This window comes from Enterovibrio nigricans DSM 22720 (assembly GCF_900167155.1).
Lineage (GTDB): Bacteria > Pseudomonadota > Gammaproteobacteria > Enterobacterales > Vibrionaceae > Enterovibrio > Enterovibrio nigricans.
On record NZ_FUXU01000022.1, the window covers coordinates 1 to 13,166 of the forward strand.

General features: G+C 46.4%; 12 protein-coding genes. 5 read left to right on the top strand and 7 right to left on the bottom strand.

The features are described from left to right. Positions 1 to 268 precede the first annotated feature (268 nt). Together B5D35_RS09990 and B5D35_RS09995 are read right to left on the bottom strand one after the other, a co-directional pair. On the bottom strand, positions 269 to 685 hold the full coding sequence (locus tag B5D35_RS09990; protein ID WP_078752441.1) for a universal stress protein: 417 nt from the start codon (positions 683 to 685) through the stop codon (positions 269 to 271). A 2-nt stretch (positions 686 to 687) separates the two neighbouring features. Next, positions 688 to 1,215: an HPP family protein gene (locus B5D35_RS09995; RefSeq protein WP_078752442.1), complete on the bottom strand. Its 528-nt coding sequence runs from the start codon at positions 1,213 to 1,215 to the stop codon at positions 688 to 690. A gap of 183 nt (positions 1,216 to 1,398) precedes the next feature. Between B5D35_RS09995 and B5D35_RS10000 the strand changes: the two genes are divergently transcribed. Continuing rightward, the gene (locus tag B5D35_RS10000) at positions 1,399 to 2,235 is read left to right on the top strand and encodes an endonuclease/exonuclease/phosphatase family protein (protein WP_078752443.1); all 837 of its coding nucleotides are present in this window, start codon (positions 1,399 to 1,401) and stop codon (positions 2,233 to 2,235) included. 44 nt (positions 2,236 to 2,279) lie between these two features. Here the strand turns inward: B5D35_RS10000 and focA are convergent, their stop codons facing one another. Next, a complete protein-coding gene (gene focA / locus B5D35_RS10005) occupies positions 2,280 to 3,737 on the bottom strand; it encodes a formate transporter FocA (protein WP_078752444.1) in 1,458 nt (485 codons plus the stop codon). Positions 3,738 to 3,955: 218 nt separating this feature from the next. On the opposite strand from focA, the gene B5D35_RS10010 reads away from it, so the two are divergent. Continuing rightward, complete coding sequence (locus B5D35_RS10010; RefSeq protein ID WP_078752445.1) at positions 3,956 to 4,861, top strand: LysR substrate-binding domain-containing protein; 906 nt, start codon at positions 3,956 to 3,958, stop codon at positions 4,859 to 4,861. 67 nt (positions 4,862 to 4,928) lie between these two features. On the opposite strand, the gene B5D35_RS10015 is transcribed toward B5D35_RS10010, so the two are convergent. Both B5D35_RS10015 and gloB read right to left on the bottom strand, forming a co-directional pair. Next, entirely contained in the window at positions 4,929 to 6,497 is a 1,569-nt protein-coding gene (locus B5D35_RS10015) for a LysM peptidoglycan-binding domain-containing protein (RefSeq protein ID WP_170915164.1), read from the bottom strand. 71 nt (positions 6,498 to 6,568) lie between these two features. Beyond that, positions 6,569 to 7,327, bottom strand: coding sequence for a hydroxyacylglutathione hydrolase (gene gloB / locus B5D35_RS10020; RefSeq protein ID WP_078752446.1), 759 nt, complete (start codon positions 7,325 to 7,327; stop codon positions 6,569 to 6,571). Positions 7,328 to 7,358: 31 nt separating this feature from the next. Between gloB and B5D35_RS10025 the strand changes: the two genes are divergently transcribed. Continuing rightward, positions 7,359 to 8,084, top strand: a complete 726-nt coding sequence (locus B5D35_RS10025) for a methyltransferase domain-containing protein (protein ID WP_170915165.1) — start codon at positions 7,359 to 7,361, stop codon at positions 8,082 to 8,084. 5 nt (positions 8,085 to 8,089) lie between these two features. Here B5D35_RS10025 and rnhA read toward each other — a convergent pair whose 3' ends face one another. After that, on the bottom strand, positions 8,090 to 8,557 hold the full coding sequence (rnhA, locus tag B5D35_RS10030) for a ribonuclease HI (protein WP_078752447.1): 468 nt from the start codon (positions 8,555 to 8,557) through the stop codon (positions 8,090 to 8,092). Between the two features lie 51 nt (positions 8,558 to 8,608). On the opposite strand from rnhA, the gene dnaQ reads away from it, so the two are divergent. Both dnaQ and B5D35_RS10040 read left to right on the top strand, forming a co-directional pair. Continuing rightward, positions 8,609 to 9,352, top strand: coding sequence for a DNA polymerase III subunit epsilon (gene dnaQ / locus B5D35_RS10035; protein WP_078752448.1), 744 nt, complete (start codon positions 8,609 to 8,611; stop codon positions 9,350 to 9,352). Next, complete coding sequence (locus B5D35_RS10040) at positions 9,349 to 10,632, top strand: TIGR03503 family protein (RefSeq protein WP_078752449.1); 1,284 nt, start codon at positions 9,349 to 9,351, stop codon at positions 10,630 to 10,632. The genes dnaQ and B5D35_RS10040 overlap by 4 nt, the downstream gene beginning before the upstream one ends. Before the next feature lie 68 nt (positions 10,633 to 10,700). On the opposite strand, the gene fadE is transcribed toward B5D35_RS10040, so the two are convergent. Continuing rightward, positions 10,701 to 13,151, bottom strand: coding sequence for an acyl-CoA dehydrogenase FadE (fadE, locus tag B5D35_RS10045; RefSeq protein ID WP_078752450.1), 2,451 nt, complete (start codon positions 13,149 to 13,151; stop codon positions 10,701 to 10,703). Positions 13,152 to 13,166 lie beyond the last annotated feature (15 nt).

Here is a 13,166-nt window from a genome sequence, read left to right on the forward strand (position 1 = left end):
AAAAGAAATAAAATACAATGAAAAACGTTTTTAGCCATTTTTAAGTGGTTGTTTAATCTAGTGGTAATGTAGAATTCCAAATCCGCGTGTTGGGAATTCGAATCTCTCCACCCCTGCCATCTTTAAGGCTCTAGCAGAAATGCTAGAGCCTTTTTCATTTATGTCACTTTTTCAACGTGATGTTGGAAACTGGAATCCCAGCCAAGTCTCATCTCTCTCCCCTGAAAACATCAAGCCTTCCTGCACTGTTGTTAATACATCGGTTTCTTCAGTTAAAACTCAAAAAATCGTAATGGGTAGTCAATCGAATCAAGGTGTCGTTTTTCATCAATAAACTAAAATGATGATGTGACTTTGCGACGATGACAAGCTCCGCGTCGAGTGAGGTTGCAAGCTTATCGATGGCCTTTCCTACTGGACCATCAATGATGTAAATGTTTTCTTTCTCGATTGAAGTGCCGTCTATAAGCGACACTATTTTCTGTTCCAGTATTTGTTTCTTCGTATCGACGATCTTATCGCCAGTTAGTTTTCCAAAATACACCTCATCATCTTCATAGCTCTCACCCAAATAGGTCGCATATCCAATATAAAGCTTGGCGTTAAGTTGGTTGGCAATATCAATGTCTTTGCTTAAATTGATCTTGGAATCAATATCCAGTGCATAAAGAATTTTGTTGTACATAATCATTCCTTTTTCACTTTATTTACCCAAGCATATTCAGCTCGGGAAATGAAACCGTGATAAACCAAAGCGATAATGACTATCAGACAGCTACCTAAAAGAACCGGATATAGCGCGAAAGTAAAACTGGTGTGCCCGCCAAGCATTATCAAAATTGGGTTGCCACCAGCCGGTGGGTGAGTGACCTTAAGAATGATCATGAAGAATATGCCAGTGCCGACAGCGATGCCCAAGGCCCAATATTCCGGCGGGAAGATATTAGCAAAGCATATGCCGACTATGGCCGTGGTTAAATGTCCAAAAACCACATTGGGAGGCTGAGCAAGAGGGCTTTGTGGTAGCCCGAATACTAGAACCATTGTCGCACCAAATGGCGCGATGAGGGCATAATCCCCTTTTGTGGTTTGATCTATGAAGGCGAGCATGCCAATACAGAGAGATGCGCCAATGGCGGCGACCAGTGCTATCATCCAAGGTTGTTGAGCGGGTCGAAGAATGCGAAAGTAGATTCCTTTAGATTCATCTGACATAGTCGAACCTCACTAGCATTAGGATGCGCCGAGTATAGGTGGTCATCTGGTCAAAAGGAGTTGATTCTGGGGCTATTCGCGTGATTGAAACGTTTGTGTGTTTTTCGTGGATAGCTACGCACTGCAAGCTAGAGAAGAGGACGCTAGAAGCAGTGTTAATTTATTAGACGGTAACGAAAGCGAATGAAGCAATTAAAAGGGCGCTGGGTTGTATTAGGAACCTTAGCCCTGATTATCGCCATCAGCATGGTGTATGTGATGGTAGATGTGCCTGACAGTCCAAGGTTGGCATCTGGAGACGGAACTGTTCGTTGCCGAGATTACTCTGGTGATTCAGTTATCAACATGCAAGAACCTCTTAATGTCGCTGTCTGGAATATATACAAGCAGCAGAATGACGGGTGGGAACAAGAGCTTGATGGGCTGTCAAAAACACATTCTTTGATTTTACTTCAAGAGGCGCAATCTAAGCCTCAACTGCTTCACTATATCGAGGAAAAGGGATGGCACAGTAATCAAGCCTATGCGTTTGCTATAAATGGTGAGATCGCAGGTGTTATGACACTCTCTGAGGTCATGCCAAAAGAAGTTTGTGCCTACACTAAAACTGAGCCGTATTTAAGATTACCGAAAAGCGCCCTTTACAGCGCATTTCCAATGTCAAATGGAGACACGCTCTCGGTGATCAATATTCACAGCATTAATTTTACGTTTGGTATTGTGGAATATCGTGAGCAATTGGATGCGTTGGTTGATGCTGTACGAAAGGTGAAAGGGCCGTTGATCATTGCGGGTGACTTTAATACTTGGAGTGAGGAGCGGTTAGAGGCTGTTAGAGGTGCTCTCAGCCAGGTGGGTATAAAAGAGACAAATTTCCTCTCAGACGAGAGATTAAAAGTATTTGGCCATCCACTTGACCATTTGTTTTATCGAGGGTTAATTTTAGAGCAGTCGAATTCGAAAGAGACCAGCGCCTCTGATCATGCGTGGTTAGATGCTTCGTTCACCTTTTCCAAATAACGATGAAAGTTAGAAACAGGCCGGACTAACCGGCCTGTTTTCGTTTACATTACTTGGGCAAGGTGAGGCTCTTCTACGGCATTGTCGTAAAGTGGTCTCAGTGCTTGTAGTACGTCAGAGCGCGAGATGACGCCAACCAGTTTCCCGTGTTCCAATACTGGCAGAATGTGCGGTTTGCTGATTTTGGCTTCTTTGACTCGGTCTTTCAATGACAAGGTAGAGAAGGTTGTCGCAATGCCCATTGGACTGACAGGGAAAACTTTTTCTTTATCCATCACTAAAAACTCAGCGACATCAATAACGTTTTCTTCAGAGTTTAATGCGGTCACATCATCACGCATCAGTTCACCAATGCATTGCTTTGCATCTGGAAGATAGTCTTCGCACCAAAGATTTACCATTGCATCATGAACAGAAAAGAAACCCACTACAAACTGCTGACTGTCACAGACTGGTGCGCCTGTTAAATTGTGTGCGAGTAGGATATCAATCGCGTCTGAGGTGCGGTCGCTTGCTTTCAGGACGATAGGGTTTTTGTTCATTAAATCTTTAACTTTCAAATTGTTCATCATAGTAGAGTCCTTACTAGCTTTATTGATGGTTACAGGTACATTGATGCTCAGCACCTCTGTTTGAAGCAGTTGTTTTCTGTAGATGCCCCAGTTGGCAAGGCCTACCAAAACAGCGCCACCTAGAATGTTTCCAAGGGTGACAGGGACGAGGTTATTTACTAAAAAGTGGTTAATGGTGAGGTCTGCATATTGACTAGCATTCACCCCAACACCAGCCCAAAAGCTATCTGGTGAAAAGTTAGCGATGACAATGCCAAGCGGTACCATGAACATATTGGCAATGCTGTGCTCGAAACCGCTAGAGACAAACATGGCAACAGGAAGCATGGTCATGGCTGCTTTCACTATTGGATTAGCAGAACAGAAAGTCAGCCAAATAGCAGTACAGACCAAAATGTTACACAACACTCCCAATGTGAATGCTTCCAGCCACGTGTGATGCAGCTTGTGCTGCGCAACATTGAGCGCATTTAGTCCCCATTGGCCACCATCTAGCTGATACATACCTGCCGTGGAGACGAGTAAAACAACCAACATGGCACCTAAAAAGTTACCGAAGTAAACTTTTCCCCACGTAGAAAGTAGCTTGCCGATACCCACTTGGTTGTTAGCCCATGAAATGCTCGAAAGCACGGTGCTGGTAAACAACTCTCCTTCAAAGATAACAATCAGAATCAATCCCATACTGAAGGCGAGGCCACCCGCTAGGCGGTTTAAGCCCCAGCTTGTACCATCATTCCCGGTCGTAACTGTGGTATAGAACAGAAAAGCGAGACCGATAAATGCGCCCGCTAAAATGGCAAGACTGATCGTTGCACCGCTACGTTTGCTGATTTTTTTCAGAGCATATCGCTCTGCTTCTGCCATCATTTCTGACGCAGAAAAACCTTTTACTGAGACGAAATCATGATCGGAATATGCAGTTGTCATTACTTCCCCTCCCCAACGTACTCATTGTGTTCTCCTTGTACCTAAGCAGGGCGACGTGCCTTGCTACCCTTTCAGACTAAGTGGACAGAGGAGGGGAAGTACAATTGATATTTTTCGAAATTCAATTCAGATAAATTGATGATTTCTAACGCATAGGTAGAATATACCCATAGGATATTTGTGGCTTAGTTCGCCAGCAATCAGGAGAGGTTGCAACTATGCGTTATTCACTAAAACAACTCGCCGTATTTGATGCGGTCGCAGACAGCGGCAGTGTCAGTCAGGCGGCTGAAATGCTGTCTTTAACCCAGTCAGCTACCAGTATGTCATTGTCACAACTGGAGAAAATGTTAGGGAGGCCTTTGTTTGAACGTAAGGGTAAGCGTCTTATTCTTACGCATTGGGGATCTTGGCTCAGACCCAAGGCAAAACGTTTACTTAGGGATGCCAAGCAGATAGAAACGGGCTTCTACGATCAACACCTATTAAGTGGAGAAATACGACTGGGAGCCAGCCAAACGCCCGCCGAGCACCTAATTCCGGACCTTATCAGTATTATTGATAATGACTTTCCAGAAATTCGAATCTCTTTAGGCGTTCAAAGTACCAGCTCAGTGATTTCCGGTGTACTTGATTATCGGTATGACCTTGGTGTGATTGAAGGAAGAGTGGATGACAATCGCCTTCATCAAGAACCATGGTGTACGGACCACTTAATGATTGTCTCTTCTGCTCATCATCCTTTTGCTAAGCGAGAGCGTGTCAGTATGGCGCAATTAGAGCAGGCGAAGTGGGTGTTGCGTGAACACGGTTCCGGAACGCGAACTGCCTTTGAGAGTGCGATTTACGACCATATTGCGGATTTAGACGTATGGCGTGAATATGAACACATCCCCGTTATCCGTCGAATGGTCGCTAATGGGCCTTATCTGACTTGCCTACCCTACCTTGATGTCGAGCGTTATATTGAAGCTGGAAAGCTTGTGGCCTTAAATGTGCCCGAACTCAATATCGCCCGCTCACTCTCTTTTGTATGGCGTGCGGATATGGCGGAAAACCCGCTGGTAGATTGTATTAAGCGTGAAGGGATCCGGATGATGAAACGGCATCCGATGGTGATGTAGCGCTTTCAGTCAAATACAGTAAAAAGGCATAACCCACGGGTTATGCATTTTTACTGTATTTTATTAATTATGCGCTGACTTTAGTAACGTCGATATACAGTTTCAGTTTTTGTCCTGGTTTAATGTATGCGCTTTTTTTCAGCGAATTCCATTTTATCAAGTCAGATACAGATACTTTATAACGTGCAGCGATGCCACTTAACGAGTCGCCTTCTCGGATTTGATAAACGATAGTGCGAATTCTTGCGCCATCCGCAGCTTTCTTCCAAATCACCAGATCTTGGCCAATACGAAGCGGATCTTTCGGACTCATGCCGTTCCAGCGAGCCAAAGCGCTCACAGATACGTCGTGTTTACGGGCTATGGTCCAAAAGCTGTCGCCTTTTTGAACGTCATACGTCACCTTGTAGTCACCGCGTTTTTTACTGGTCAGTTTTGCCAGTCGTTGCGGGGCGCTCAGCGAGTATTGGCTTTCGTCTTTCAATGAAACAGGGATGAGCAGGTGTTGGCCGGCACGTATATTGGTTCCGTTGATACTGTTGGCGCGTTGAATCACTTTTACTGTTGTATTGTAGCGTTGAGCGATCATGCCGAGTGAATCACCATTTTTCACTTTGTACCGCGTTACCTTGATGCCTTGGTTATCGTTCTCGGCCAGCTTTATCTTAAACTGCGTGACGTTATCTTTTGGCAACAGAAGATGGTTGGGGCCATCCGGCGATGTCGCCCAGTGATTGTATGCTGGATTTAGACTTTGTAACTCTGAAAGCGATAGTCCTGCATAATTTGCTGCAAGAGCCAAATCCATCTGAACATTAGGGTCTATCTGTTCGACGACGGGCTTATTCGCAATCTCTGGTAGCGACAACCCGTATTTTTCTTGGTTCTTGATAACATCAGCGACAGCAAGCAGTTTGGGTACATAGCCACTGGTCTCTTTTGGCAATGACAGGTGCCAAAAATCAGTCGGTAAGCCTTTTGCTTTGTTGTTTCTGATAGCTCGGAATACACGGCCTTCACCGGTATTGTATGCGGCGAGAGCATGCAGCCAGTCACCGTCGAACTTCTTGTGAAGGTATTCTAATAAATCCAGAGCAGCATCGGTGGAGGCTACAACATCACGACGTCCGTCATACCACCAATTTTGCTCTAAGCCGAAACGACGGCCAGTGTCGGGGACAAACTGCCACAATCCAGCAGCGCGTCCATGGGAATATGCAAATTGGTCGAAAGAGCTTTCAACGACAGGAAGAAGGGCAATTTCCAGCGGAATGCCTCTCTCTTCGACTTTTTTCGTGATCAAATAGAGAAAAGGTTCTGCGCGCTTTGATACGGTTTCGAGGTGTTGCGGGTGCTTGAGGTACCAATTTCGATAGTAGTTAAGACGCTTGTTTTCAGGGATTGGCATCTCCAGCTGCATGGCGATCCGTTTCCAGACATCCTCTTGGGTTTGCGGTGTAATAACAGGGACAACAACATCCTCGATGGCAGGTTGTTGAGGTTCTGCAATCGCAATTTGAGTCAGCGTTTCCTCGGGAACCTCTGGCGTATTAGTCGTTGATGCGACGTTTTCTTGCCCGGTAAGTTGACATCCTGCGAGAAACATCGATCCCACTAACACAAAACGGAACTTCATTTCTGGTTAACCTTTCAAAAAATGGTCGATGATAATAATCGGCCAGTAGTATTGCTTACAAGTGACTAATGTCAAAAATCGTCTTTCCAACGGCGAAGGGCGGCAAAAATTTCAACGTCTGACACGCCTTCTGCATGGTTTGTTACAGCTGCTTTCACTGTGTCGACATGCGCACGTAAAAACGGGTTTATGTCTTTTTCAACTGCGATTGTTGTTGGTAACGTACTTTGGCTCTTCTCTCTAAGTGCTTTTACATCATAGGCATATCTGGCCAGAGCATCATTGTTTGGTTCTACAGCGAGAGCAAAATTGAGATTTGATTGTGTGTATTCGTGTGCGCAATAGACGTTGGTGGCTTCTGGAAGGGAGGACAGGACGGTGAGAGAGTGATGCATCTGCGCAGCTGTCCCTTCAAACAAGCGACCACATCCTCCAGAAAAAAGCGTGTCCCCACAGAACAACATACCTTCAGCGTAATAAGCGATGTGGTCCAACGTATGTCCTGGAACTTGGAACACCGTAAAATTTTCGCCAAACAGTGTAAAGGTATCGTTATTTGCAACGGGGTGCGTCACTTGCGCGAACCGCACAGTGTTTGGGCCATATACTGCGATAGTTGGGAACAACGAACGCAGTTTGTCGACGCCGCCAATATGATCATTGTGGTGATGCGTGATAAAGATGGCATCCAGTGTCAGGCCTTGTTCTGTCAGCGTTTTTATCACTGGCGTGGCATCGCCAGGATCGACAACAACGCAATGATTGTCATCATTTTTTAGCAGCCAGATGTAATTATCATTGAATGCGGGTATGCTTGATACAGATAGCACAAAAACTCTCCAGCTATAACTCAGATAGACTATGAAACCAGCACGCAGTCAACGTCCATTAGAATACCCTTATACATGGGATCAATTTGCGCATGGCGACTGGGCGTGCATGCATATACAAACGCGGCTAGATGAGTGGTTGCCTCGTCTGTTTGGGTATCACATGCTCAAACTCGGCGGCTTAAGCTGCGAGTTAGTTAGTGGACATTGTAACATTCACCACCAAGTCTGCATTGATAAGTTAAACCCGTTGAAAAATGTGGAAGCGGAAAGCTACGATCTACCGTTCATTGATAAGGCTTTCGATGTCTGTATCTTGGCCAACCAACTTGACTATACCGATGATCCCCACCGCCTGCTTCGTGAAATAGACCGGATAATGATTGATGATGGATACTTGATCTTGTCGGGAGTGAATCCGAGCAGTTTAATGGGCATTGGACGCGTGATCCCTTGGCGAAAAAATCAGTTGCCATGGAATGGGCGAATGTTCACGCCATTGCGTGTGAGAGATTGGCTGGGTGTCTTAAATTACGAAATTATGGAAATATCTTGCTTTGGTTTGATTCCCGCTACCAAGCACAGAACGTGTGGTGTTTGGTTTGAAAATGCGTGTTCTGGGCTATTACCGGCAATTGGATCTTTGTATTTTATTGTGGCAAGAAAGCGCACGTATCCGTTAAAACCGATCAAGCCGAAGTGGAAACTAAAGAAACAGTTGTCGCCGGTGAGTGTGAACTACCGCACCGGCGGATAGCATTATTATTCGGACGGCTTATAACCAGTATCAGGGCCGGTTGGGTTTTCTGCTGCCGTTCTAGCCAACTCATCACAACGTTCATTTTCAGGATGACCTGCATGGCCTTTAACCCATTGCCAGTCAACCTCGTGGCGTTGCGTTTCGGTGTCCAGTCGCTGCCACAGATCAGCATTCTTAACCGGTTTTTTATCAGCGGTTTTCCAGCCGCGTTTTTTCCAGTTGTGGATCCACTGAGTAATGCCTTGGCGAACATATTGGCTGTCAGTGGTAAGTACAATGGAGCAAGATTCCTTTAAACTTGCTAAGCCAACGATGGCAGCGAGCAGTTCCATGCGATTGTTTGTGGTAAGCGTAAAGCCTTCACTCAGCTCTTTTTCATGCTGTTTGTAGCGTAAAACAACGCCATATCCGCCCGGACCGGGGTTTCCAAGACAAGAACCGTCCGTGAAAATTTCTACCTGCTTGACCATATTTGTTAGTATCTATTCAATTTAATCACCAAGTCTGACACAAGTGACGCTATGAAAGCCAGTTACGACCGGATAATCGTTCTCGATACCGAAACCACGGGTATGAACCGTGAAGGTGGACCTCACTATGAAGGCCACAAGATCATTGAAATTGGTGCCGTTGAAATTGTAAACCGTAAATTAACGGGACGACATTTCCACGTCTACATTAAGCCAGATCGCGAAATCGATCCTGAGGCGATTTCCGTCCACGGTATTACCGGTGAATTTCTGGTAGATAAACCCGAGTACAAAGAGATCCATGAAGAGTTTCTAAACTTCATTAAAGGCGCGGAGCTGGTTGCACATAACGCACCCTTCGACGTCGGCTTTATGGATTACGAATTCCAAAAGCTGGGTCTGAATGTCGGGAAAACCGAGGATTTCTGTAAGGTTACCGATACCCTTGCCATGGCGAAGAGAATCTTCCCGGGCAAGCGAAATAACCTTGATGTGCTCTGTGATCGTTATGGCATAGATAACTCTCACCGAACTCTCCACGGCGCATTGCTCGATGCCGAGATCTTGGCTGACGTTTACCTGTTGATGACAGGTGGCCAGACAACGTTGAAGTTTAATGGCAGCGAGTCTAGCGATCAGGAAAGTGGGGGAGAGTTCATAAGACGTGTTGAGGCCGGTACGAAAAAACTAAAGATCATTCAAGCTTCTGCCGATGAACTAAAAGAACATGAAGGGCAACTGGACGTGATTGAGAAAAACGGCCGTTGTTTGTGGAGGCAACAGGAGAGTGTATGAAGAATGGGTGGGCTGGATTGCTGCTCGCTCTGCTGATGGCGTTCAACGTTTCAGCAGAGCAAACATCTGACAGTGATATTCGGTTGCTGAATAACCGTTTTCGTATCGATTCCACCATCACTCAAGTCGCGTTTGTCATTTATCGGGAAAACCCCAGTAAGCCTGTCGTATTGGTTCAACCCGATGGCACGAAATTGTATGCATGGCGTCACCCTGACAATGTCTCTTGGCACCAAGAATCGGATATGGACATCGTGTCTGTTTTGAACCCGATGGCTGGCCCTTGGCAGGCGATAGGAAAAGTGTCTCCAGATAATCGAATCCGTATTCTTTCTGACTTGAACATGAAAGTGGATACTTTCCCTGCGCGATTGTATCAGAGCGAGACTCTCAAATTTACAGCGCGCCTGATGCAAGCAAATAATCCTCTAAATCTCAGAGATTTTCTGGATCGGGTTGAGCTCACAGTTACATTTACCGAGTATCTCGAAAATGTGGACGGCATTCCCGAAGATCAACGGCCTCAGGCGATGTCTCTGGGGAAGTTTGCCGATGATGGCGCTGGACTAGATGAAGTGGCAGGGGATGGTGTTTTCACCGTTGAGTTAGCCATTAATGTTGCACCGGGTAAGTACTGGGCGCGGGTCACATCTGGCAATGGTGTCTTTTTCCGCACACTTGAGCAAGAAGTCCTTGTCTACCCGACACCACTGATGGCGACTTTTAAACAAAGCCGTAAAAAAGCCCTTCCTCACCATTTGCTGGTGGAGTCCGATGTAGCAAGTGTTGAAGAAGGTACCATTGCTGTTCATTCTGAGTTTATCGATTCAAACGGTAAGGTCAGTGTCTATCAAGGTACTGCAACGGAAGGCTATACAGCAATGAATCTGGATATCGACAACTTTGATCAGCCAGGTCGCCATCGTTGGTTTGGCTGGCTTTATGGTACGGATAAGTTGTCGGGTCGTCCTTTGGTTTTTAAATTGCCAGAGCAGACGTTTGCTGTCGCTGATTATGCTGCCATTGAACAAGCCAAAATTGAACGTGAAGAGCGAGAAGCCGAGCGTCAACGAATTGAAGATGAAAAGTTGGCGGCAGAACAACGGGCTGCTGATAGAAAAATGGCCATGATCACCATCATAGGAGGCAATATCTTACTGCTGGTATTAGCCATTAGTGGATGGGTCGTTTTCCGTAAGATTAAAGCGAAGAGATTGGCGGCTGAAACGGAAGAAGAGCTTGAAGCTCCACCTCCCGAGGAGCCTGATAAGGCTGCGTAATAAAAAGGAAAGGAGAAGCTCGCTTCTCCTTTTTTTGTGCGTGTCTGTATTTTTCTTCTCGCGTGCGCTTAAGCAGCGTGTACCACTGCATCTAGGGCGGATTTCGCTGCAGCAAGCTCGTTAGGATCAAAGTCATCAACACTGATGGTTTCCATTCTTCCTGCTTCAGCGATACACAGCAGCTCGGCTTCTTTCTCCGAGATAATGCCAGCTTTCAACCCGATATCTGCCACCTTATCGAGAAACATGAATGGCAGTTTTTGCTCAGTCTTCTCACACACCTTTTTGTAAATTGGCTCTGCAGCCAAGATATCCAGCAGTGCTTTTTCAATTTTCCCTACGGTATTGTGCTCTGACGCTTCAAAGAACTGACCGCGACCAATGCGGGAACGTGTTTCGCCAGGTGTTTGAAGAATACGTGCGACTTTTCCGTCTAACTTGTCGCTTGGTTTATTGCGGCGTGAGCCAAATGGGAGAAGCAGCATTCGGAGAGGCACGGCAACCCAACGGTTCGGAAAGTTCGCTAGAAAATCTATCATTGCCTGCTCTGCTTGATATAAGGCGTCTTGTACTCCCCAATGTACCAGTGGTAAATCGTCCTTTTTAAAGCCCTCATCGGCATATCGCTTCAACGTAGCAGAGGCCAGATACAACTGACTAAGTACGTCCCCTAAGCGCGCGGATAAGCGCTCTTTTCGTTTAAGATCCCCGCCTAATACAGCCATTGATACATCGGCAATCAAGGCAAGGTTGGCTGAGTAGCGGTTCATTTGCTGGTAATAGCGTGCGGTGATGTCTTTATTTGGGACCTTCGATGTACGGCCATCCGTTAAACCAAGCCAAAACGAGCGGACGAGGTTGCTAATGACAAATCCAATATGTCCAAAAAGAGCTTGATCAAAACCTGCAATGGCTTCTTTCTCATTCTCTAGATAAGCAGCTTCCATCTCGGCAAGTACGAAGGGATGACAGCGAATTGCACCTTGACCGAAAATGATCATCGAGCGCGTAAGGATGTTCGCACCTTCAACGGTGATGGCTATCGGGGCGCTTTGGTAACCGCGAGCAAGGAAGTTTTTGGGGCCGAGGCAAATGCCTTTACCGCCCGTAATATCCATGGCATCTATGACGCCTTGCTGGCCTCTGTGTGTGCAATGATATTTCACGATAGCTGAAATAACTGATGGCTTTTCGCCCAAGTCAATCCCCGCAACCGTGAATGTGCTGGCCGCATCTAGGACATAGGCATTACCACCAATACGAGCCAGTGGTTCTTCAATCCCTTCCATCTTACCGATGGGCAGTTTGAATTGACGACGAATACGCGCGTACGCCCCAGTAGCGAGTGCGGCCGTTTTCAGACCACCTGTGGCATTAGAAGGCAACGTAATTCCGCGGCCGACAGACAGGCACTCAACCAGCATACGCCAGCCTTGCCCAGCCATCGGTGCTCCGCCGATGATGAAATCGAGAGGAACGAAAATATTTTCACCTTGTGTTGGACCGTTTTGGAAAGGCACATTTAATGGGAAATGACGACGTCCTATCTCGACGCCCTCAATGTCTGTTGGTATTAGCGCACAGGTGATACCAATGTCTTTTTTGTCACCGAGAAGGCCATCAGGATCTTTGAGCTTGAATGCCAAACCCAATACGGTCGCGACCGGTGCTAACGTGATGTAACGCTTGTTCCACGTGATAGACATGCCAAGCACTTCTTCACCCTGCCACACACCTTTTGTGACAATACCTTCATCCGGAATCGCACCTGCATCCGAACCTGCTTCTGGGCTGGTCAGTGCAAAACAGGGAATTTCTAACCCCGTGGCAAGACGAGGCAGGTAGTAATCTTTTTGATCATTGGTGCCATAGTGCTGCAACAACTCACCCGGCCCTAAGCTATTTGGTACGCCCACAGTAGAAGAAAGAACGCCCGATACTCCAGTCAGTTTCTGTAGTACCAGAGATTGCGCGTAAGCGGAGAATTCAAGTCCGCCGTACTTTTTCTTGATGATCATGGCGAAAAATTTGTGGTCCTTGAGGAATTGCCATACCTCGTTAGGAAGGTCTGCAAGTTCGTGGGTTACCTGATAGTCATTCACCATGCGACAGACTTCATTTACCGGGCCGTCCAAAAAGGCTTTTTCTTCAGCGCTGAGCCGAGGTGCTGGCACGTCATGAAGCTTGTTCCAATCAGGTGCGCCACGAAATAGCTCTGCTTCCCACCATACCGTACCGGCATCGATCGCTTCTTTTTCTGTTTGAGACATTTCAGGCATCACGCCTTTAAACAGTTTTAGCGCAGGTTTACTGAGCCAATTTTCACGAAAAGAACGCACATTGATAGGAATTGCAATCGCAAAGAAAATCAACCAAGACACTTGGCCGATAATACCGATAGAGGATCCGAAAATTAACAACGCGGCGGTGGCACCTGTAAAGAGTTTTAACCCTGTACGGTGGTAAGCCAGTACGGCAAATACAATCAAAAATGTGAGTAGGTACAGGGTTGTTGCCATGATGGGGTCTCCTTT